The organism is Pseudoalteromonas sp. MMG012 (assembly GCF_018100875.1).
In the GTDB taxonomy this organism is placed as follows: Bacteria; Pseudomonadota; Gammaproteobacteria; order Enterobacterales; family Alteromonadaceae; genus Pseudoalteromonas; species Pseudoalteromonas aurantia.
This window is the reverse complement of sequence record NZ_JAGJEF010000015.1, coordinates 1-21,183: the sequence shown is the minus strand read 5'-3', so window position 1 is coordinate 21,183 and position 21,183 is coordinate 1. Positions and strand designations below refer to the sequence as shown.

18 protein-coding genes, 2 tRNA genes and 1 pseudogene are annotated in these 21,183 nt (G+C 41.3%); 14 read left to right on the top strand and 7 right to left on the bottom strand.

The window, feature by feature from the left end:
- The first annotated feature begins 6 nt into the window (after window positions 1-6).
- Window positions 7-468, top strand: coding sequence for a DUF2721 domain-containing protein (locus J8L97_RS07480; protein WP_192506197.1), 462 nt, complete (start codon window positions 7-9; stop codon window positions 466-468).
- 69 nt (window positions 469-537) lie between these two features.
- Here J8L97_RS07480 and J8L97_RS07475 read toward each other — a convergent pair whose 3' ends face one another.
- Window positions 538-4,035 carry a S8 family serine peptidase gene (locus J8L97_RS07475; protein ID WP_211048486.1) on the bottom strand — a complete coding sequence of 1,166 codons (3,498 nt, stop codon included), beginning with the start codon at window positions 4,033-4,035 and terminating at the stop codon, window positions 538-540.
- A gap of 381 nt (window positions 4,036-4,416) precedes the next feature.
- Here J8L97_RS07475 and J8L97_RS07470 point away from each other — a divergent pair, with 381 nt between their 5' ends.
- Window positions 4,417-4,866 (top strand): cytochrome c, encoded by a 450-nt coding sequence (locus tag J8L97_RS07470; protein WP_211048485.1) that lies wholly within the window; start codon window positions 4,417-4,419, stop codon window positions 4,864-4,866.
- A 57-nt stretch (window positions 4,867-4,923) separates the two neighbouring features.
- On the opposite strand, the gene J8L97_RS07465 is transcribed toward J8L97_RS07470, so the two are convergent.
- Together J8L97_RS07465 and J8L97_RS07460 are read right to left on the bottom strand one after the other, a co-directional pair.
- The gene (locus J8L97_RS07465; RefSeq protein ID WP_211048484.1) at window positions 4,924-5,571 is read right to left on the bottom strand and encodes a cytochrome b/b6 domain-containing protein; all 648 of its coding nucleotides are present in this window, start codon (window positions 5,569-5,571) and stop codon (window positions 4,924-4,926) included.
- A gap of 192 nt (window positions 5,572-5,763) precedes the next feature.
- Window positions 5,764-6,918 (bottom strand): iron-containing alcohol dehydrogenase, encoded by a 1,155-nt coding sequence (locus J8L97_RS07460; protein WP_211048482.1) that lies wholly within the window; start codon window positions 6,916-6,918, stop codon window positions 5,764-5,766.
- Between the two features lie 172 nt (window positions 6,919-7,090).
- On the opposite strand from J8L97_RS07460, the gene J8L97_RS07455 reads away from it, so the two are divergent.
- Together J8L97_RS07455 and J8L97_RS07450 are read left to right on the top strand one after the other, a co-directional pair.
- Window positions 7,091-7,954 carry a LysR family transcriptional regulator gene (locus J8L97_RS07455; protein WP_211048480.1) on the top strand — a complete coding sequence of 288 codons (864 nt, stop codon included), beginning with the start codon at window positions 7,091-7,093 and terminating at the stop codon, window positions 7,952-7,954.
- A gap of 51 nt (window positions 7,955-8,005) precedes the next feature.
- Window positions 8,006-8,485 (top strand): glutathione peroxidase, encoded by a 480-nt coding sequence (locus tag J8L97_RS07450; protein WP_211048478.1) that lies wholly within the window; start codon window positions 8,006-8,008, stop codon window positions 8,483-8,485.
- Between the two features lie 55 nt (window positions 8,486-8,540).
- Here the strand turns inward: J8L97_RS07450 and J8L97_RS07445 are convergent, their stop codons facing one another.
- A complete protein-coding gene (locus tag J8L97_RS07445) occupies window positions 8,541-8,723 on the bottom strand; it encodes a PA3496 family putative envelope integrity protein (RefSeq protein ID WP_211048477.1) in 183 nt (60 codons plus the stop codon).
- A gap of 303 nt (window positions 8,724-9,026) precedes the next feature.
- On the opposite strand from J8L97_RS07445, the gene J8L97_RS07440 reads away from it, so the two are divergent.
- Window positions 9,027-9,809: a DUF2884 family protein gene (locus tag J8L97_RS07440; protein ID WP_211048476.1), complete on the top strand. Its 783-nt coding sequence runs from the start codon at window positions 9,027-9,029 to the stop codon at window positions 9,807-9,809.
- A gap of 62 nt (window positions 9,810-9,871) precedes the next feature.
- Here J8L97_RS07440 and J8L97_RS07435 read toward each other — a convergent pair.
- Window positions 9,872-11,313: pseudogene (locus J8L97_RS07435) on the bottom strand (PLP-dependent aminotransferase family protein).
- Window positions 11,314-11,445: 132 nt separating this feature from the next.
- Between J8L97_RS07435 and J8L97_RS07430 the strand changes: the two are divergent.
- Entirely contained in the window at window positions 11,446-12,357 is a 912-nt protein-coding gene (locus J8L97_RS07430; RefSeq protein ID WP_211048475.1) for a DMT family transporter, read from the top strand.
- Between the two features lie 46 nt (window positions 12,358-12,403).
- Here J8L97_RS07430 and J8L97_RS07425 read toward each other — a convergent pair whose 3' ends face one another.
- A complete protein-coding gene (locus tag J8L97_RS07425) occupies window positions 12,404-13,243 on the bottom strand; it encodes a diacylglycerol kinase family protein (protein ID WP_211048474.1) in 840 nt (279 codons plus the stop codon).
- A 284-nt stretch (window positions 13,244-13,527) separates the two neighbouring features.
- Here J8L97_RS07425 and J8L97_RS23780 point away from each other — a divergent pair, with 284 nt between their 5' ends.
- From J8L97_RS23780 to J8L97_RS07405, 5 genes are all read left to right on the top strand, one after another.
- A complete protein-coding gene (locus J8L97_RS23780; RefSeq protein ID WP_263973681.1) occupies window positions 13,528-13,659 on the top strand; it encodes a hypothetical protein in 132 nt (43 codons plus the stop codon).
- Between the two features lie 189 nt (window positions 13,660-13,848).
- Window positions 13,849-13,939, top strand: a tRNA-Ser gene (locus J8L97_RS07420).
- Window positions 13,940-13,959: 20 nt separating this feature from the next.
- A tRNA-Ser gene (locus J8L97_RS07415) sits at window positions 13,960-14,052 on the top strand.
- Window positions 14,053-14,292: 240 nt separating this feature from the next.
- Window positions 14,293-16,998, top strand: coding sequence for an ATP-binding protein (locus J8L97_RS07410; protein WP_211048473.1), 2,706 nt, complete (start codon window positions 14,293-14,295; stop codon window positions 16,996-16,998).
- A gap of 99 nt (window positions 16,999-17,097) precedes the next feature.
- On the top strand, window positions 17,098-18,219 hold the full coding sequence (locus J8L97_RS07405) for a GNAT family N-acetyltransferase (protein ID WP_247688573.1): 1,122 nt from the start codon (window positions 17,098-17,100) through the stop codon (window positions 18,217-18,219).
- On the opposite strand, the gene J8L97_RS07400 is transcribed toward J8L97_RS07405, so the two are convergent.
- Window positions 18,199-18,792, bottom strand: coding sequence for a DUF938 domain-containing protein (locus J8L97_RS07400; protein WP_210997408.1), 594 nt, complete (start codon window positions 18,790-18,792; stop codon window positions 18,199-18,201). The genes J8L97_RS07405 and J8L97_RS07400 overlap by 21 nt on opposite strands.
- Before the next feature lie 172 nt (window positions 18,793-18,964).
- Between J8L97_RS07400 and J8L97_RS07395 the strand changes: the two genes are divergently transcribed.
- The 3 genes from J8L97_RS07395 (at window position 18,965) to J8L97_RS07385 (ending at window position 20,984) form a co-directional block, all read left to right on the top strand.
- Window positions 18,965-19,144 (top strand): hypothetical protein, encoded by a 180-nt coding sequence (locus tag J8L97_RS07395; RefSeq protein ID WP_192506211.1) that lies wholly within the window; start codon window positions 18,965-18,967, stop codon window positions 19,142-19,144.
- Window positions 19,145-19,227: 83 nt separating this feature from the next.
- Window positions 19,228-19,599 carry a hypothetical protein gene (locus J8L97_RS07390; RefSeq protein ID WP_211048472.1) on the top strand — a complete coding sequence of 124 codons (372 nt, stop codon included), beginning with the start codon at window positions 19,228-19,230 and terminating at the stop codon, window positions 19,597-19,599.
- Between the two features lie 8 nt (window positions 19,600-19,607).
- Window positions 19,608-20,984, top strand: a complete 1,377-nt coding sequence (locus J8L97_RS07385) for a lyase family protein (RefSeq protein ID WP_211048471.1) — start codon at window positions 19,608-19,610, stop codon at window positions 20,982-20,984.
- The last annotated feature ends 199 nt before the right edge of the window (window positions 20,985-21,183 follow it).

The following is a 21,183-nucleotide window of genomic DNA, read 5'->3' as shown; positions in this document are numbered from 1 at the left end:
GTCTAAATGAGCAATGATATAGTAAATATATTAACCATGGCTAAAGTCATACAAACAGCTGTTGCACCCGTCTTTTTGATCACAGGTATTGCAGCAACGCTCGGTGTTTTATCAAATCGACTCGCCCGTATCACTGACAGGGCAAGATTACTTGACCGAAAAGTCAACTCTAGTCAAGATGACGCTTTGAAAGCATCTTTATGTACTGAGATGCGTGCCCTGTTAAAACGGTCTCGCTGTATCCACATTGCTTTTAGTATGAGTGTCTTAAGTGCTCTGCTGGTGTGTGCCGTCGTGATGCTACTCTTCACTTCACACCTATATAAAATACCAGTGGGTATCACACTCTCAAGCTGTTTTATTGCGGCAATGATGTTATTGATGGGGGCATTTTTAGCGTTGCTTGCTGAAGTATTTTTAGCCACTAGAAGTATGCGTCGAGGTATGATTTTTAAAGATTTAGAATAATACAATCACCTTATTCAGCACAAAAAAAACGCCAGTCATTGACTGGCGTTTTTAATTTTAGCTATCAACTTACTTTTGTTTACGACGACGTAGCGCAGCAAACGGAGCAGCCAATAGTGCTAACCAAGCCAAAGAACCTGAAGAAGAACTTGTTGATGCTGGAAGTACTGTTGGCTCTTCTGGAGCCGGTTGCTCAGCTTCCGTATCAACTGTATTCGTAATTGTTACTGTCACTTCAGCAGCTTCTGATGCATTACCAAATACATCAATTGCAACAACCATTAATTTCGCTGTGTTGTTACCTGCTTCGAAATCAAGCACATCAGCATTAGCAACGATCACTTCACCGTTCATGTTTACTGTGAAAGCAGTGTGTGAAGAAGATTTCACAAAATACTCTTTAACTTCAAGGGTATTTTCTTGTGTTTCTAATTCTAGCTGACCAATCACAGTATCTTTCGCTGTATTTTCTTCTACTGAAAATTCAGCAGCGTTCAATTTCGGCGCTGTAAATGGGTTTTCATTTTCTAATACTGCAGGAGTTACCGCTGCCATCACACCTTCGAGTTCACCAGAAGTAAGTGCAAATGCAGAATCAGCATTGATGTATGCTTTTTCACCCGGCTTAATCTCAGTAACAGCATCACCTGCTGCATTTGTGAATGTCGCTGGAGATGTTGCAAATGTCGTTGTACCCGTGAGTGTATCAGTTACATCGTATGCACCGATATCATAACCATATCCTACAGACGCTTCAATCGTGATTGCATCACCAAGGTTTTTCTCCTCAAGGCCAATTATGTCTGAACACCCAGAGAAGGTTACTGTGTTTGAACCCGCTGTATGATACATACTTGTTAACAATGCCCATTGTGGTGCACCATCAACAATTTGACCACTTACAGTGCGTGAACGCCCTGGTATTACAGCACGGCGACCTACATCGCTATACTGCGCTAATGCGTAGTCGTACGTGCCGTCGTTATCAAGGTCTAAATTCATTGCATAACCACCTGCTCGACGCAAGTGTGTTAGCTCATCGCGTAGCATGATTGAAGCAGTAAATGCCACACCAGTATCACACCCTTCAGCCGTCACAGCGTTGAATGTAGTGGCTAAAATGTTGAAATCTTTTTCAGACTTACTTACCTCAGTACCCGTTGCAACTAATTGCTCTGACATAGGGGTAATATCTTTAAAGCCATTGTTTGTTGCAACAACTTTAACCTTGCCGTTCATTAGCTCATAACCTAGCTCTAAGCCAACGTTCGCTTTCGGTAGGGCATGATAAACAATGTGTAAATCATGGTCACCTTCAGTATTTGGGTCATCAAAGACTAATGCGCCATCAAATTCAGATAAAGTCAATGCAGGGCTACGCTCAGCTAGCTCATCCGCATTAAGTGGGTTCTTCAGTTTCCACTGTGGTAACTTAGCAGGGTCAATCGTCAAGGTTACATCAAACTCAACAATTTGACCTGCTGGTACAGTAACAGATTCAGGCATTTCCCAGCTAGCAGCACCCGTTGCAGCATCATTTTCATAACGCGCTTGCGTGCGAAGGTTATAGGTCTTAGCTTCGTTTGAGAAGTTTTTCAATGTCACAGTTTTAGTGTATGCCGTTACTTCTGACACATTCTCAAAACCAAATGACAACGCCGCTTGGTTAGTATCAAACTCTGAGTGATAGACCCATGCCGCAACCGGTGATTTAACTGCTTTATCAACGTTCACTAAACCTGCACCAATCAAACTAATAGGTGCCAATGGTGAATCAGGGTTAATCGATGTTGCTTCAACTGTTACGTTCAGATCAGCAGTGTTCATGATGGTTGCTTTAATTTCGTATGCATTGCGCTCAGGTAACGCTTCACGAACAAGTGCCACAGCACCTGCTGTCATTGGGCCTGAGAACGAAGTACCCGTTGCGCCTGCAACCTTATCCTGTGTGCCCGTTGCTGCAACTTGAATCTTCACACCTGGCGCTGTGATTTCTGGTTTTAATAGACCATTCACTGAAGGACCACGTGAAGAGAAGTCTGCCACTGCACCAGCAACATTCTTCATCACTACTTGGATTGCATACTCAGCCGTTTCACCCGCTGCTAGTTTATCTTTTATTGCTTTACCCGCTTGGAAGTTCACACCTACAGAGAAGATAGTGACTTCTGTAGAGCTACCACCCATTGGCGCAGGAGTACCATCATCATTATTATTAGCAATCAGTACAAATGCTGCGCCTTTAGCTTGTGCATTTAATACTTTTGTTGCAAATGCACATGCACCACGGTCAATCAATACCGCCTTACCTGTGAAGTCCACATCATCAGCAAATGCATCACAACCATTTTGGTTTGCATCAGGGTATACAAGCTCTGCATTCGTGTTGCTGAACGAGAACGCGTCCTGTGGACCAAAGCTTGCAGCTTGAATAACCGTCTCAGCACCTGCAACAGTACCGGATGCAACACCTTCTTCTAATGTTGGGTGTGTCATTGCACCCACTGACAGTGCATTCGGCGTAGTACTTGGACCACCGATACGGAATGGATGGTCACCGTCATTACCTGCTGAAATAACCATATTCACACCCAAATCAACAGCGCGTTGAATAAGGTATTGTGTACCACTGCCAGTGTATGTATCACCGAACTCACCACCAAGTGACATGTTGATCACATCTACACGGTCTGAAATATCGCCATCCCCATTAGGATCCATTGCTGATTCTAGTGCTGCTGCTTGTGCTGCGCTTGGACAACCACCGCCACATACAGAATAAACATATAGTTCAACGTCTGGTGCAACACCTGTCACTGAGTGAGAAACCGATGTACCATGATTTGTTGGTTCATCCTCTTCAGTAGGAACCTCTGGATCATGCTCAATTGGGTCGGCATCGTTACGCATATAATCGTAACCGCCTTTAACTTGGCCTTGAGGCCATGCAACAGTTGTTGGATCTGCTTGAGCAGCTTCATACGCTTCAACTGTACCGGCAGCTTCATTGAAGATTTTGTGAGTATAATCAATACCCGTATCTAGTACAGCGACCTTTTGGCCCATACCTGTAGCCAAACCTTCAGTACGTACTGGCGTTGCTTTAATGTAGTCAGATGATTCTGCAATGTGCAATTCAGAATCAAACATAGGTAACACACGTTCTACGCGTGCGTCTTTTTCAATCGCTGCTAGCGCTTCTTTTGACGCTTCAACAATGAGTGTAGGGGCTAAGACACGTGTTTGACCAATAACTTTCGCATTGAAGTCTAAACTATTTAGTTCAAGCGTTAACGCTTGTTGAAGTTGTGAAATTTGCGCCATTGTTGCACGTGCATCACCCGACTGGTATGTGCCCTGTGCATATAAGCTCGCCGCTGACGTTGCTTTAAGTACGATTAAATAAGACGTTGGCTCATTCTTTTTCGTATCTTGCGCTGTCACTTTAACAGCATCGAAATTGGCAAAGTTATTTACCATATTTGCCGTGTTTGCAGAAACACCCGCTGTTAATAGTACACTACCAACCGCAGCTGCAATTGTTGATTTCTTGATTAGCTTAGACATTAAATTCCCCTAGGACTTGTTGTTAACTGTTTTAACAGCCACCATCTTTATTGTTAACCTTTACATTGGTAACTATTGCGTTTGTTGATCTTATTTGACCAATGCAAAGGAACATTAATATAGTGTGAAAGTACCGACGTAATCAACACCAAAAATACACAAACTAAATCACTAATTTACACAAACACAAAATACCAACATAACCAACTGAAATTAATGGATATTTTTTTGTAAAAAAAAGTAAACAACATTATCATAAAAGTGACTTATCGCCCCCTTAACCCTGTTATTCACCATCATTTAATCAGAGTGGCCGCATGGTACTTGCCTTTTCCAATGCATTTACGTAAAACATTAAGTCACATAACTTAGGGGCAAAACATGAAAAAACTGATTATATTAAGTGCATTTTTATCGACTTTATCAACCAATGTATTAGCAAACTCACTCTTTGATAAACCAGAAGACGCTATCGAATATAGGAAAGCGGCATTTCAATTAATTCGTTATCAAATTGGTGATATGGGTGACATGCTAAAAGGTAAGGTGCCTTTTAATGCAGACAAATTTGCTCAACGCGCTAATAATGCAGCAAGCCTTTCAAGTCTGCCATGGGAAGCTTTTATTACTGGCTCAGGCAAAGGTGATACAAGTGCATTACCTGCAATTTGGAGTGACCGAGCTAAGTTTGACGCAAAAGCAAAATCATTTGCGGAATATGCACAAGCACTCGCTGTTGCTGCACAATCGGGTGATAAAAAAATCATTGAGCCTGCTTTTAAAAACTGGGCCAAAGGCTGTAAAGATTGCCATAAGTCATTTAAAGACTAGGTTTATACTACCGAGCTAAAGTATAAAACGGTGTGAACACACCGTTTTATCTATTGTCTAACCGACGGTAAATAAAGCCATCAAAGGCTCCTGACCCCATAAATACAATACCCCAGTGGAAAGCACAACAAAAATGATATAAGCCACCTTTCCGGAACGCATAAACGGCTTATCCGCCGATTCTGTGGTATACCCCGTCACCAATGTCTTAACCAGTTTTTTTCCTTTCATGCGGTAGAATGCAATCGCACCAATATGTATTCCAATCGCCATCAGTAACAAGTCAATGTTGTCTCGATGTAAATCATTAGCAAGCTCCACCCATGCATATGGCACATACTGTACTAACGGTCCTTCAATTAATATATCGTCACTACTCATTAACCCACTTAATAGCTGGATGAATATCAGAGTAAAAAAGACTAAAACCATCACACTTCCAGCTGGGTTATGCCCCGTTGTCGGTTGATCTTTTAGTAATGCATTCATTACAGCCTTAGGCGAGTGAAAAAGTGAAGCTAACCGCGCGGTACTACTGCCAAAGCAACCCCATATAATACGAGTTAACATCAATGCCAACAACACATACCCCGTCACGAAGTGTAGGTCCAGACACCCCTCATCACCACTGATATACAAGATTGCAATCCCGCACACCAATAACCAATGAAACCCCCTAACAAAGCCATCCCAAACTTTAACCATTGCGCCCCCCCCTCAAGTCTCTATTGGGTTATTTGAATCGCTTTGAGTATGACAAACTCTTTAGAGCAACGCATCAATAGATGCGATGAAAGTCTGACCTTATCAGCTAAAATTGCGATAGAATGGCAAGCTATGTCTCATGTCGCTGTGATATATCATACATCGTCAAAATAACAAGCTGTGTAATGGACATTACACGCTCGCTAACAATATGCGTTTACTTTTTTCTAAGGTAACAGTTTGATGTTCACCTAATGCCACCATGCCATGGCGTTCTAATTGCGCACATACTTGCTGCGCAACCTCTTCACCCAAACCATAATCACTAAAACGTGTAGGCATATTAACCTGATGAAAAAACTGTTCAGTCAGCAAGATTGCTTCTGAAATAGCCCCTTCAGGATCTGTAATATCTAAGCCAAAGACCCGTTCTGCATACTGTAATAATTTTTCACGCTTTTCTTGCCGCTGCTGTACCATCATACGAGGTAAAACAATTGCTAAAGTTTGTGCATGATCTAACCCATATAAAGCGGTGATCTCATGTCCAATCATATGTGTTGCCCAATCTTGTGGTACCCCAGCGCCAATCAAACCATTCAATGCCATGGTTGCAGACCACATAACATTTGCGCGTGTTTGATAACTGGCCTCATCATTTAATACTTTAGGCCCCTCTTCAATTAACGTTAACAGTAATCCTTCAGCGAAGCGATCTTGAACTTTGGCATCGACAGGATAGGTTAAATACTGCTCCATAGTATGTACAAACGCATCAACAACCCCATTAGTCAGCTGGCGCTTAGGAAGTGATTGCATCACATTTGGATCCAGTACGGCAAACTGAGGCTGTACTAATGCAGACGCAAACGGTAGTTTGTCTTCAGTTTCAATGTTTGAGATAACGCTGAAACTATTTGACTCAGATCCAGTAGCGGGCAACGTCAGCACCACACCAATTGGCAGTGCTTTACTAATTTGTGCGCCCTTAGCAAGAATATCCCAAGGCTCTGCGTCAAACATCGAGGCCGCAGCAATAAACTTACACCCATCAATCACAGAACCACCACCAACGGCCAAGATAAAATCATAACCTTCAGCTTTTATCAGCTCAACAGCACGCATACATGTTTGATAACTCGGGTTAGGTTCAATACCAGAGAACTCACCCCACTCAAACCCGCTTAGCGCTTCCACAACTTGATTATAGATCCCATTTTTCTTAATACTGCCCCCACCATATACCACCAACACCTTAGCGGTTGCCGATATATTGTGCTTGATTTCTAAAATCTGTTGCGCACCAAAGTGAATATGGGTTGGATTTACAAAATTAAAATTTAACATTACTTTACTTGCTCCGATAACCGAGATGTTGTGATCTGTTTCACCTTTTGATTGTGCGTAGTTTAATTTCAATATAGATAAACAAACAGCTGTCAAATGGCAAATTACTTTTGCTACACAGCAATAATAAAGCGTATATAATGAATTTATCTATATATAGAGAGGTCATATCATGTGGCAAGGGTTAGATGTTTTCTTAGCGGTTGTTGAACACGGCAGCTTTAGTAAAGCAGCCAATGTACTTGATGTATCAACATCTTACGTTAGCAGACAAATTCAACAGTTAGAGCAGCGTCTTGGTACCATATTAATTCATCGCACCACACGTACCCAAAACCTCACAGACAGTGGTCGAGAATATGCGATTAAGCTTAAAGTTATTCAGCAGGAGCTAGTCGATGCAACAAATCATATTCAGGGTATTCAAAGGCAACCCAAAGGGTTAATTCGCATCAGTGGGGCTGGGGATTTTGTCGCCAACAGCATCGCCCCCATTGTTGCTGAGTTTTTAAAACGTTACCCTGAAGTAAGCATAGAGTTTGATTTTAATAATCGAAATATTGATTTAATAGAAGAGGGGTTCGACTTAGCCATTCGCTTTGGCAGGCTTCAAGATTCGAACCTCATCGCGCGAAAGTTGTGTCATCGTCCTATGAGTCTTGTCGCTAGCCCTGAATACATAGCAAACACCCCTATCCCAATTCATCCCTATGAATTGGCCAATCACAACTGTTTAATTGCTATTAATAACCGCTGGCGGTTTAATATTACTCAGCAAGTGGAAGAGGTTAAAGTAGCAGGCAATTGGCGTAGCAACAATCCGCACGCTATTCTCAATGCATGTATACAAGGGTTAGGAATTGCACATTTAGCACAAGATATTGTTGCCGAGTCTATTGCAAGTGGCAGGCTCATTTACCTTTTGCCAGACTTTCAAGTGCACGATAATGCCACGTGGTTAGTTTACCCACGCAAAGATCTCATGCCGTATCGAGTACGGTTATTAATTGATTTTTTACTCGAACACGTTAATTAAGTGTATGCTAGAGTAGTTGTTATCATTAAAAACCCAAAAATAGGACCTCTTATGGATACCTTTTATCAGTTTTCTGCCACCACATTACAAGGCCAACCATTCGACTTCTCGTCTTTGCAAGGTAAAACGGTGCTGATTGTAAACACAGCAAGTAAATGTGGCTTAACACCGCAATACGAAGGGTTACAAGCGCTACATCAGCAGTATGCTGAACAAGGGCTGGTGATAATCGGCTTTCCCTGTAATCAATTTGGTCAACAAGAACCCGGTAGTCCAGAACAAATTCAGCAAGGTTGCTTAATTAATTACGGGGTTGATTTTACCATCATGGAAAAAATTGACGTCAATGGAGAGCATACTCACCCTGTCTATATTTACCTTAAAGCACAGCTACCCGGCCTGTTTGGGCAACGGATCAAGTGGAACTTTAGTAAATTTTTAATTAACAAAGCAGGGCAGCCAATCAAACGTTATGCCCCCACAACAAAGCCCAATAAGCTACGCAATGACATTGAAAAAGCGCTAGCATAGCGCTTAAGGTTAAAGGCACCATACTTCTGAGCTTATTTATATCTGATACATTTACCTACTCCAAATAATCAAAATCGCTATCACCAACATCTTTACGCAACCGCTTCTGCTCAAGATAGTCCTCAATCTTACGTTTCACTTTACGTCTTTGCTTATCATGTTGACTTCGCTCTAACTCATCAAATTCACTAGCTGTAAAATCATCATCAAGCCCATCATATGAATATGTTTTACCCACAGTCTGCTCCAATCACGTTACAAAAACAGCGTATCCACTTTCATCAAGTGGCTTACTGCTGTTCACTTCTTAGTGTTTAGTTCGAAATTACCATTCTGAACAATGAGAATTTTTTATCGTGTAAATGAAAAATGCTTATCCATCATTTTTTATGGTCAACTTCGCTAACATTTAGTCTTCTTTACCATTTAACCAGCTCCTTCATCACAACTAAAAAGCATATGTAATTGATAAGTAACAAAAATAAAACTGGCACTCATCTTGATTATTAAAAACTAACCCAATTAAAATCAAGGCATTGTCATGAAAAAATTACTTATTATCGGCGCATTTGTTACAAGCTCTAGCGCACTTGCAACCCATAGTCACTCATTGCAATTCAACTCCGATGAGTGCCAAGTTGAGTTCAAAAATGATGTAATGATCACACCAGAACAATTACACATCACCACGGCACAACAAAGTAAGTGGACAATTAATGACAATGGGGACGTATTAAAGGATGGTGAAAGAGTGTCCCTAACACCAACGCAACAAGATGCCATGCGCAACTACGCTGACTCGTTACGCGTTCAGTTACCAAAAGTAGCAAATATTGCGCTAGAAGGTGTAAAAATAGCTGGGGTAGCATTAGATGAAGTAAGCAATACACTACAGCTAAACAGTCTAGACTCTATCGGCTCTGTACTCGATGAGCTGCACCTTGAAATTAACGAGACCTTCTACCAAGACGGCGCTTTTGTTATGGGGAAGCAAACATTTGACCAATTTGGTAATAACTTCGACCAACAGTTTGAAGAACGGATCGAATCAGCACTCCAAGGTGCCATGATGGAGTCTATTGGTAGTATTTTAGTGGCAATTGGGTCTGAAATGACGAATTCAAATGGTGATATGAGTAGCTTCGAGCAACGCATGGAGACTATGGGACAAGCCATAGAAGAAAAAGTTGAAATGCAAGCTCGAGTCATAGAAAAGCAAGCAAATCAACTATGCGGTCAATTTGAAGACATAGCCCAAAAAGAGCAACAGTTAAGCCAAAATATTCCCGAGTTTACAGGTTACTCTGTTTTTAACGCCCAATAAAGGTAGCCAATACGCAACGTTGAAAAACTATCTCCCAACTGAAATAGCCAGTCAACAACTGGCTATTTTTTTGCTTCAGGCAAAAGCTGACCTAACAAAGCAATGGCCTGCTCTACAACCTCACTCCATACTAAGCCATAACTCATGCGTATACATGATTCATATTGCGTACCCGCGCTAAACAGTACACCAGGTGTAATACTGACCCCTTGTGTAATGGCCAATTGAAACAATTTGGAGCCGCTATATTGACGACCCAAATCGACCCAAATAACACACCCTCCTTGTGGATCGCTCAATCGTACTGAACTTGGAAAATATCGACGCAATGCAGCAACCATCTGCGCTTTATTATCTAGTAAGCGCTTACGCATCAGCTTTAGATGCCGGTCATATTCTCCACCAGCCAAATAGTCAGCTAGCACCCATTGATTCATCAATGAACTGGAGCAACTTAACGCACGTTTTAAACGTCGTGCTTTTGCAATATGAGGACCCGCCACCATCCAGCCAACACGATAGCTTGGCGCTGCCGTTTTTGAAAAAGAGGCGCATGTAATAACATGGCCCGATGATGTAAAACACTGGGCAGGCTTTCCACGTCGCTCAGTAAAGTGCAAATCCCCGTAAACATCATCCTCAATCAGCGTGACCTGATGTCGCTCTAACAACTCAACCAGTGCCCTGCGACGAACATCTGGCATAAACGAGCCTAACGGATTATTGATACTTGTAGAAAATACACACGCCTTTATATCATGTTTGAGCAACGCTTCATTTAGATCAGACAGCCATACACCGTCATCGGGACACACTGGAATTTCAATAGCTCTCAGTCCAAGACTTTCCACTAGTTCTACAATACCAAAATAGCAAGGAGACTCGATCGCCACCACATCACCAACGCAGGCAACACACTGCAGTGCTATGGCTAACGCTTCTTGAGCCCCATTGGTGATCACGAGCTCTTCTGTATTAACCGCTAAACCCAAATCTAAGTAACGGTATGCAATTTGCTGCTTTAATCGGTGTAAGCCATCCATTGCACCATAACTCAGCATACCCTCCCCCATGTTGTGCATAGCTCGACGCATTAATTTCGCTAATACCTTTTCAGTGCTGGCAACCATCACTGGATTCGCAATACCAAATGACACAACATGAGGTTGATGAATCGCGTCATACACCTGCTCTATAAGTTGCTGTTTATTCACCACAACCGGTTTTTGCGGCAACTGACCCGCTTAGGCATTGAACTGCTGACCTGTGCGGCTTGTAAGAAATAGCCCGATTTCTCTTGCGCTCTTACCTTACCTTGAGCCTCTAATGTTTGATACGCCTGCTTTACAGTGGGAATACTCACCTCAAGCTTACTTGCCATTGCTCGCAATGATGGCAGCTTATCACCAGGACATAAAGTGCCCTGGCAAACCATATCATCAACAAGTGTGATCACTTGCTCATACAAAAATCGTTTGTGCCGTTTCGAAATAACAAAACTCATATACCACTCATCTGTATAGGTCTTTTTTTACTTATTCTGTATATAGCATATACACATTAAGTCTCTACAATAGTACATCTTCTCATCATAATAAATAGTAAGTTTATACTTACAAACCTTAAAGGGCATGAAATGAAAAGTATACTACTGTATACAATGACCGTATTAATTTGGGGGTCAACGTGGTTAGCGATTGAGTTTCAGCTAGGTGAAGTTAATGAAGTTGTCTCATTGTGCCTAAGGTTTACCCTTGCAGCCATTTGCATGTGGGCTTATGTCATTATAAAACGCATGCCCATGCGGTTTAACCTTAAAAACCATTGCTTTTTCATCTTGCTCGCAATGGGGAACTTCGGCTTAAATTACTTGATGCTGTACTTCGCACAAGGGTATCTAAACTCAGCCATGGCATCCATTGCATTTTCTCTACTTTTAGTGCTCAACATTATCAATACGCGCTTATTCTTTGGCAAGCCCATTGCCAAAAGAATATATTTTGGCGCTACGTTCGGGTTATTCGGGATTACCGCGCTTTTTTGGCATGACTTACGACAATTTGACCTCAATAGTGGCGCGATAATTGGCCTAGGACTTGCGCTACTCGGTACATTAATTGCCTCATTCGGCAACATGGTCAGTGTAAGAAATTCAAATAACAACATTGGTGTTCTGCAAGGCAACGCATGGGGCATGCTATATAGCAGTATACTGCTCGGTGCCTATGTTGTTTTAGCTGGTGAATCACTGCTCATTCACGCCAACTGGCAATATTGGAGCTCACTTTTATACCTCGCAGTGTTTGGTACTGTTATTGCTTTTGCAAGCTACTTCTCATTGCTTAAAAATATAGGGCCTGAAAAGGCCAGCTACATTATCGTGTTGTTCCCTTTGGTCGCTGTGCTATTGAGTACATATTTTGAAAACTTTACTTGGCAATCGAATACTTTCATCGGTTTTAGCTTAGTGCTGCTAGGTAATGCCATCGTACTTACCCCTTTTGATAAACTGAAACTACATTTAATTCAATTCCCACTGAGAAGCTAAGCCTTGTCACTCAAACGCCGTCAGTCACTGACGGCGTTTATTTTTATTACAAAATACATATTTCAACCGCTTTCGGAAAACAACTAACGTGCGCAGGAGTTTCTCCTATGATCTCTCCATCGGCTTCTATATCTAACCCCACAGCATCAATACTAAATTGCTGTGACTCTATTTTATGTACAATAGATAACCGCTCATGTTGAGCGAACAGCATTAACAAAAAAGTCATCAGCCTTGTAATAAGTGAATCGGCATGAAATTCTAGGCAAGTCAGAGTCCCACTTTGAGCATCAGCGCTAGGCGCACAAGGCAGACCTGCTGCAAAATATCGACCGTTCGCTATCAACATCATCATCATAGGAGTCGGGTGACCGAGCGAGCTTGCAACCTTCACACTTTGGTACGAAACAAGGTTCAATAGCCCAGCCCAAACATAACTTAACTTATTTCGCTTGCTCTGAGATTTGATTGATCTCACTACTTTAGCACTGAAGCCAACCCCCATCATGTTGACGAAGTACCGCGAATTTACCTTGCCTACATCAATCGCCGAATATTTAGTTGAAAAAATACTCTGCCGCCACTGTGATAATGAATAACCAAACTGCCTTGCAAAATCATTACCTGTTCCTGCAGGTAACAATGCAAAGCGGCAAGTTAACCCCACAATGCCATTGATCACTAAATGTAACGTTCCGTCGCCACCAATAACGACTACAACATCCTGTCCTTGCGATAACTGACGGATATTTTTTACATCATTAATAAAGTTTCCCATGGTAAAAAACCAGTCACAAGTCATTTTTTTACATTGAATTTGTTTTTTTACCCAATCTACGTGCCGCTGAGTACTCACTGCAGCACTTGGTTTCACTACAACCAGCATAGAACCCCTAAATAATTAAATTAATTAATATGAATAATTAGTCAAAATAAAACTCAAAAAAACCACAAAAAAAATAAAAATCAAAAATAAACAACAAAATACAAAAAAACAAAACATTAAAAAACTGAATAGAATTGCACAATAAAAAACAAACAAAAATAAAAAAACAAAAATACATTAGTTTTACTTATCCGAAAGCGGTAATTTTTATCGCTTTATTTTTAATCTAATCGCACGCAAAATAGCCTTGTTTTACATACTCTTTGACTTGATAGGAACCGACCATGCTTAATTCTGCAACCACTTATAATGAAACTGTAACACCAACACCAACCAAAGTACGCTTTGACTGGATGACCTATTTAAATCGCTTCGGTAAATTATATGCTTTAAGCTTCGTGTCTCTTCTTAAGTGATGACCTTGTCACTGAGGTCACCACCCGTTAATGAGTGACCTCTAATACAAAGTCCACCTACTCCAACTCCATAAATTTACGACATTTTTCTTGTTTTTTAAATAAATCACGAAAAACAGTGTAAATTTTGTGCAAACAGTTCAAAAGTAGTTTACAGCAGCTCTTTCGCTAAGTATTATCAGTGGCTCTGGAGAGATGGCTGAGTGGTCGAAAGCACCGGTCTTGAAAACCGGCAAGGGTTTGTAGCCCTTCTAGGGTTCAAATCCCTATCTCTCCGCCATATTTTTACAGTTTTGCGCCGGAGAGGTGGCCGAGTGGCTGAAGGCGCTCCCCTGCTAAGGGAGTATAGGGTTTGTAGCCCTATCGAGGGTTCGAATCCCTCCTTCTCCGCCATTTCTTATAAGAAACCGCACTTTTTAATAAAGCGCGGTTTTTTTATGCCTAATATGTTTTGTAGTAACATCATTCGTTAAGTAATATAAATACTATCATCTGCCCATTTAATTTTATCACCCATGCACCGCGAGCTGTTTAAATCGACGTATTAAAGTTGCACTAAACATCAACTTACATCCGTGCCTTCATCAAAAAACGCGGCTATACTCAATGAGCGAACCATTACCCTAAAACTCTATGACGTTAACTTTTAAGCACAATTGGCAAAGCTTGCTCTGCTATGCACTTTTTGTATTTGGCTATTTCTGTTCCGGGAAAGTACTCAGTGCTTTTGCTTTTCAGGATCAAGTCCTTCCTATTTGGTTGCCTGCTGGCATAGCATTAATTGGCGTGTATATATGGGGCTGGCGATTCATCCCTGGATTACTGTTTGCATCATTCGCTTTTAATTGGGGTTCTGTATATGGCTGGCAGCCACAAACGGTGCCTTTTGCAAACGTAATACAAACGTTTATTGTTGCTACAGGCGCACTCATTCAAGCAACGCTAGGGGGTTATATTTTACGCGATTGGCTAGGCCACCCACTCCTCCTCAATAGTCGCAGACACATTGTTTATTTTGTTTTAATCCTCGGTATTGCCGTTAATCTCATTTCAGCAAATATCGGCGTGCTATCTTTGAGTTTTTACCATCCGGATTATCACTTTTCAGACCACTGGCAGAATATGCTGGCATGGTGGCTTGGTGACTCCCTCGGGGTACTCATTTGTGCGCCCGTTTGCCTTATTCTAGTTAACCCCTGGCTTAATGAACCGGTCCCCAAGCATAACTTATTGGGTACTTTGAGCGCCTGTATCGTACTCTTTTTCTCAGTTGCTATGACAACCTACTTATATAATGAAAACAACAATAAAAATGCACATATTGCAGCTGAGCGCGAAGTGAAAATTATCGAGCATATTATTTATCGATATGTGAACCGCAGTATGCTTGCAGTTCAAAGACTGGCTAACCAGCTTCAATCAACGCCAAACTTTGACCGTCAATCTTTTATGGATATCAGCAACGAAATAAGAAAAGAATACACTTTCATCCGCGCTCTATCTTGGAACGCTTATTTAAAGCAAAACAAACAAAGTGCAATGAATGAGCAATTAAAAACACTTTACGGACCTAATGTTAAAATTAAAGGTCAGCCACTGTTACTCACAGATCCGATGGTTGTAGTGAAATATATCTCCCCAGAACAAAGTAACTACGGTGCGCTTGGGCTTAATATTTATGCCAACCCACAACGACAAGGAGCACTCAAAAAGGCACTCATTGCACAAGAACCCCAAGCGACTCATATTATATTTTTAGTACAAGAAAGCCGCCCATCTCCAGCTTACTTGCTTGTATCACCTGTTTATGAGCACTTAACTAAGCAAACTCACTCACTCAAAGGGTACGCAACGGGAGTCATTCAAGTAGACATTCTGTTGAATGAGGTATTAAAACAAGCCCAAGCACAACGATTTGATATTGCGTTTTTTGACGATAAAAATGATCATGCTTTTTATCAAAGCTATGAAGGGCAAAAAAAAACAACGACAACTAAATGGGTTGTTCCTTTGCATATTGCGGGTCAAAAGTGGCATATGAAACTGTCAGTGAAAGAAGCATTTACTTCCCACGTAAACAAGTTGCAAACTTTATTTTTATTGACGCTGCAGTTAACCATTACGGCACTGATAACATTTATTTTATTACTCTTTAATTATCAGCACTATGCCTTAAATAATCTTGTCGAGCGGCGAACCCAATCATTAGCAAAAGCGAAGCAGCAGTCAGATGAAGCCAACCAAGCAAAAAGTCGCTTTTTAGCGAACATGAGCCACGAAATTAGAACACCTTTAAATGCCGTCATCGGCTTCGCTTCTTTGGCTATTGATAATCAAAATACCGCCCAACTGCAAAACTATATCCATCGAATTGGTTCCGCATCAAAAACCTTATTAAACCTCGTGAACGATATTTTAGATATCGCGAAAATTGAGTCAAACCGTTTACACCTAGATAAGCATACTTTTGAGTTGCAAGCTTTATTAAAACGAATTGATTCTATGTTTGCGACCTCAGCAAACAACAAAAATATTACTTGGACAATCCATCACAACTTACAAAATGAATGCTGGGTCAAAGGCGATGAAATGCGCATTGAACAGATCCTTATTAACCTTTGCAGTAACGCAGTAAAATTCACTCAGCATGGTGGCATTAACGTAAAATTGGAAGTGGACGAAATAGCACCGCATTGCCAGTTGCTATTTAGCGTCACAGATACAGGTATTGGTATCAAGGCATCTCAATATAAAGATGTTTTTAATGCCTTTAACCAAGCTGATAGCTCTACATCTCGTGAATTTGGAGGGACGGGGCTTGGCTTAGCTATTGCTAAAGAACTCGCAGAACTAATGCAAGGTAGCCTATCAATTGACAGTCAAGTGGGGCACGGAAGTTGTTTTACACTCAGCATCAAGTGTGAATTAAGCCAACCACCAACAACTCACAAATTAGAGATTGATACGCAACAGCTGCACAAGCTGCATATCTTAGTTGCCGAGGATAACCCTGTTAATAAGCTTGTCATTAAAGCGATGCTTGATACATTTAAAATAAGCCATACGATCGTAGAAAATGGGCAACAAGCAGTCAATGCCGTAGATGTAGATGAGTATGATTTGATACTCATGGACTGCCAAATGCCTGTTATGGATGGCTACCAAGCAACGTCACTGATAAGACAAAAAAAAGATGCGACACAACTCCCCATCATTGCTTTAACGGCTGATGTTATGCCAGAAGACAAAGCACATGCCCTCGCAGTAGGGTTTAATCAACACCTAGCAAAACCTTTGGAGCGTGATAAACTTGCCCAATGCTTAGCACAGTACTGTTAAAGCATATTTACCTTAGAGACTTGGACTGCGATACCTTCTCCCGTACGATAAGGACTTATGCCAAATTGAACTATTTAATCACCGTGACTTGTTATTATTATGTTTAGCTCTCAATTCTTTAGCGAAATCTCAACCATTGGACTACAACAATGGAATACTCTAGCGCAACATGATTTATTCTGCCGCTATGAATGGCTTGCGGCACTTGAGCACAGCCAATGCGTCACTCATAAGACTGGCTGGCAGCCTCAGCATTTAGCGATTTATCAAGATTCACAGTTAATTGCATTAGTGCCTGGCTATATTAAATCTCACTCATATGGCGAATATGTTTTTGACTGGTCTTGGGCTGAAGCATACGAAAACCACCATTTAGCTTACTACCCGAAGTGGCTCTCTGGCATTCCATTTACTCCAATAACAGGGAGGCGCATACTTACATTAGAGCTCACTGACGAAATAGTGGAATATATTTGCCAAGTATTGCAACAAGCAATGACCCTAAAGCAATGGTCTAGTACACATATCAATTTTTTGACCGAAGCAGGGCATTTTAGTAATACTATGATGGTTCGCCATGCCGTGCAGTTCCATTGGCAAAATAAGTACTTTCAATGCTTTGATGATTTCTTAGCAACCATGACCGCCCGAAAACGCAAAATGATTAAAAAAGAGCGCAACCATATCTCTGCACAATCACTCGACATTGTGTGGTTAAGTGGCGACGATATCTCTACGGAACATATGCAAGGCTTTTTTGCTTGTTATCAACAAACCTATTTAAAACGCTCAGGCCACTCAGGCTACCTCAATTGGGCATTTTTTAATGAGATTAAGCACTCAATGTCGAATAATATACATTTGTGTATAGCTTACAGCAACCAAGCCCTCGTGGCCGCGAGCCTTTATCTAAGCGATGGTGACACTTTATATGGAAGATATTGGGGATCGCTCGCTGATTATCAGCATCTCCATTTTGAATTATGTTATTACCAAGGCATTGAATTTGCGATACACAATAAACTTAATCGCTTTGATGCTGGTGCCCAAGGTGAGCATAAATTAACGAGAGGCTTTGAACCTGTTATCACCTATTCAGCCCACCAAGTCGCACATCCAATGTTTGCCAGTGCAATCACAGACTTCATCGCTCGGGAGCGTACGCACGTAGCGCAATACGCCGAACAATGCCTCACTCAGCTACCTTTTAAAGACCAATAATCGGTTATTCGCTGGCATAGCATGATCTGCTAATAAGTCGAGCCCACTTTGATGTGCCAACTCAATGATCCATTCAACATCTCGGATCCCACTGTGCGGATCTCGTTGCAACAAATGTTGGTGAAATGCGGCATTACTACTGCTTGTAAACTGCCCATCATAGTTAAATGGGCCATAGATAATCAATAAGCCCTGTTGGCGTAAATGTTTTTTTACTCCTAGAAAAAATCTTTCTACTAAGTTTTTACTCACAATGTGTAATGTATTCGCCGTATAAATGGCTGGCACATCCTCTAGAGGCCAAGCATTCTGTAAGTCCAGCTCAATTGGCGCGTTTAAGTTACTTAGTTGCGCATCATGATGCCAACTTAAAATACCCGCATGATTGACTGCTCGATCGCTGGCTTGCCATTGTAAATGAGGTAAAGCATGAGCAAAGTGAACACTGTGTTGCCCTGTTCCAGAACCAACTTCTAGGACTTTTTCACATGTGGCAAGTAAGGGTTTTAAAATATTTAAAATAGGCTCTTTATTATTTTCACATGCCTGAGAAAAGGGTTTATCTACACTCATATATGCACCTTGATCATTCATCTTTGCGCTATATTGATGCAATATCAATTGCAAATTGCAAGCATACACAGAGAAAAAAACTTAAAATTATGTTTTATATGCCTTTTTGTTATTGGCACAATCACTGCTTTATCTACTATGTAATATATTAACAAACCATAGGACAACAATTATGTTTATTTCAACAATTACGCATATGCCCATCAATGACACAGGCTTGGTTAACGAGCATGACGACAACTTATTTGTCACTAGTGAAGAATACCGTAAAGAAGTGCAAGATCTCTTAACGCCAACAGAACAAGAAGATGTGCCAGCCACAGCATACACCTTTATACTCGGTTACAACTAGTCATGACCACACACACTCTTCTATTGCGCTAAAACCCTTTTAGTGTAATGATAATGGTTATCGTTACACTAAAAGGGTTTGCTATGCACCCTCATCAGGCTGTCAGCTCTTATTCTCCAAAACTAGCCACTCATTGTAAAAGACCCCAGCTCGAAGCGCCCATGGTTGTGGCACAGTTTATCGATGCCGGTATCACACTTGCCAAATGGTACGGATGCAATAAATGCATGTTGTTACAAGAGCTATATTTAAAGAGAACCTTTGATGAACTTCTCCATAACATTGCTGACCCGCTAGTGCATCAAGCATTGCGACAGCAATGTCAAGACCAGCTTTATAAACCACTACTCGCATTAAAGCGCTATTATAAATCCATTCCACATGGCAGATCTCGCTTCCTAAAAATAGAACATGAAGCACGAGTTATCAGCCATATACTTACCCCTTATTCTTAGGAGTCAGCATGACCACCTTTCGCCAAGCTTCAGACAGTATGGGTACTTTAGAAGTACCTGAAACCGCTTTATATCAAGCCCAAACTCAACGAGCCATCAATAATTTCACAGTCAGCAACCTAACCATGCCAGCCGCTTTCATCCAGTCACTGGCTTATATCAAACAAGCAGCTGCTGAAACTAATGCTGAATTAGGACACTTAGATACAGATATAGCGAAAGCCATCATCAGTGCTGCGCAAAGTATTATTGATGGAGAACATTTGGCACATTTCCCTGTAGATGTATTTCAAACAGGCTCAGGCACGAGTTCAAATATGAATGCCAATGAAGTGATTGCCACGCTTGCTAGTCAGCAAAGCGGCCTAGATGTCCATCCAAATGACCATGTTAATATGGGGCAAAGCTCTAATGATGTCATACCAACGGCCATTCACGTAAGTAGTGCAATCGCTGTTATTTATGACTTATTACCTGCACTTAAGCACCTTTCACAGAGTATTGAGCAAAAATCAGCAAGTATTGGCCATCATGTAAAAACCGGTAGAACGCATTTAATGGACGCTATGCCGATAACATTTGCACAAAGCCTAAGCGGGTGGCAGCATCAAATAGATAACGCGTATCAAGGGATACTAACAAGCGTTGAAAAAGTATTTGAACTAGCTCAAGGTGGCACTGCTGTCGGAACAGGCGTAAATGCAGACGCTAAGTTTTCTAACTTATTTAATCAATACCTCAGTAGTAATATCGGAATTCGCTTCTCTGCAAGTCAAAACTTCTTTTACAGTATTGGCTCTCAAGATGCCATTGTTGCACTGTCAGGCCAATTGAAAACGTTGGCTGTCGCTAATATGAAGGTTGCGAATGACCTTCGCTGGATGAATTCTGGACCATTAGCAGGCCTCAGCGAGATTGAGCTTGAAGCATTACAGCCAGGTTCTTCCATTATGCCCGGCAAAGTAAACCCTGTAATACCTGAAGCTGCAGCGATGGTGAGTGCTCAAGTTATTGGCAACGACGCAACAATTACAGTGGCGGGCCAATCTGGTAACTTCGAACTGAATGTTATGCTACCAGTTATTGCCCATAACATATTAGAAAGTATCGATGTATTATCTAATGTAAGCCGTTTACTTGCCGATAAAGCCATCTCTAGTTTTGAGATAAACGAACGCAACATAAAGAAAGCTCTCGCTAAAAACCCTATATTAGTGACCGCATTAAACCCTGTTATCGGTTACGAGAAAGCAGCAAAAATTGCTAAATTAGCTTACAAAGAAAGTAGGCCAATCATTGACGTTGCCAGTGAAAATACCGACCTATCCATCGAAGAACTTACCGCATTACTCGATCCAAATAAGTTAACTCAGGGCGGGCTATAAATTTACTTTAGGCCATTGGTTTAATACTTTTAAGCGTCAATGGCCTTGTATCGTTGTGAAAACAAAGGCAAACTGGATCATAAATAACTCAGGATACCCTTACAATGCAACAATTGCTCATCAGTGCGCTTTTGCCTCTTTTCATAATCGGATGTGGGTCTACAGCTCAAACAGCTCAAACAGCTCAAACAGCTCAAAC

Excerpts from the sequence above, each read along its gene's own strand:
- J8L97_RS07390 (WP_211048472.1), top strand. The coding sequence starts at position 19,228 with ATGCACCCTCATCAGGCTGTCAGCTCTTATTCTCCAAAACTAGCCACT.
- J8L97_RS07385 (WP_211048471.1), top strand. The coding sequence starts at position 19,608 with ATGACCACCTTTCGCCAAGCTTCAGACAGTATGGGTACTTTAGAAGTA.
- J8L97_RS07395 (WP_192506211.1), top strand. The coding sequence starts at position 18,965 with ATGTTTATTTCAACAATTACGCATATGCCCATCAATGACACAGGCTTG.
- J8L97_RS07410 (WP_211048473.1), top strand. The coding sequence starts at position 14,293 with ATGACGTTAACTTTTAAGCACAATTGGCAAAGCTTGCTCTGCTATGCA.
- J8L97_RS07470 (WP_211048485.1), top strand. The coding sequence starts at position 4,417 with ATGAAAAAACTGATTATATTAAGTGCATTTTTATCGACTTTATCAACC.
- J8L97_RS07440 (WP_211048476.1), top strand. The coding sequence starts at position 9,027 with ATGAAAAAATTACTTATTATCGGCGCATTTGTTACAAGCTCTAGCGCA.
- J8L97_RS23780 (WP_263973681.1), top strand. The coding sequence starts at position 13,528 with ATGCTTAATTCTGCAACCACTTATAATGAAACTGTAACACCAACACCA.
- J8L97_RS07480 (WP_192506197.1), top strand. The coding sequence starts at position 7 with ATGAGCAATGATATAGTAAATATATTAACCATGGCTAAAGTCATACAA.
- J8L97_RS07405 (WP_247688573.1), top strand. The coding sequence starts at position 17,098 with ATGTTTAGCTCTCAATTCTTTAGCGAAATCTCAACCATTGGACTACAA.
- J8L97_RS07460 (WP_211048482.1), bottom strand. The coding sequence starts at position 6,918 with ATGTTAAATTTTAATTTTGTAAATCCAACCCATATTCACTTTGGTGCG.
- J8L97_RS07450 (WP_211048478.1), top strand. The coding sequence starts at position 8,006 with ATGGATACCTTTTATCAGTTTTCTGCCACCACATTACAAGGCCAACCA.
- J8L97_RS07425 (WP_211048474.1), bottom strand. The coding sequence starts at position 13,243 with ATGCTGGTTGTAGTGAAACCAAGTGCTGCAGTGAGTACTCAGCGGCAC.
- J8L97_RS07475 (WP_211048486.1), bottom strand. The coding sequence starts at position 4,035 with ATGTCTAAGCTAATCAAGAAATCAACAATTGCAGCTGCGGTTGGTAGT.
- J8L97_RS07455 (WP_211048480.1), top strand. The coding sequence starts at position 7,091 with ATGTGGCAAGGGTTAGATGTTTTCTTAGCGGTTGTTGAACACGGCAGC.
- J8L97_RS07400 (WP_210997408.1), bottom strand. The coding sequence starts at position 18,792 with ATGAGTGTAGATAAACCCTTTTCTCAGGCATGTGAAAATAATAAAGAG.
- J8L97_RS07465 (WP_211048484.1), bottom strand. The coding sequence starts at position 5,571 with ATGGTTAAAGTTTGGGATGGCTTTGTTAGGGGGTTTCATTGGTTATTG.
- J8L97_RS07430 (WP_211048475.1), top strand. The coding sequence starts at position 11,446 with ATGAAAAGTATACTACTGTATACAATGACCGTATTAATTTGGGGGTCA.